Origin of the sequence: Paenibacillus sp. BJ-4, assembly GCF_020404765.1 — a bacterium.
Lineage (GTDB): Bacteria > Bacillota > Bacilli > Paenibacillales > Paenibacillaceae > Paenibacillus.
Genome location: NZ_JAIVEM010000066.1, coordinates 1 through 211, shown reverse-complemented (window position 1 = coordinate 211; position 211 = coordinate 1). Strand labels below are relative to the sequence as shown.

Genomic DNA, 211 nt, shown 5'->3' with positions numbered 1-211 from the left:
CGTATGCTGCGATCTCATCGAGACAAACAACAATCCTTTGAATTCGTTTCCCTGGAAGAACTGGTACCGCAAGATCATTTGCTTCGCAAAGTTGATAAATATATAAACTTTTCCTTTATTCATGAGAAGGTAAGCCCGCTGTATTGTGCGGACAACGGGCGTCCTGCCATTGATCCTACCGTGTTGTTTAAAATGATCTTTCTCGGTTATT

Annotated in this window: 1 pseudogene; it reads left to right on the top strand. The window is 41.7% G+C overall.

The window, feature by feature from the left end:
- Positions 1 to 3: 3 nt before the first annotated feature.
- Positions 4 to 211: pseudogene (locus LCF57_RS11150) on the top strand (IS5/IS1182 family transposase); the annotation flags it as partial.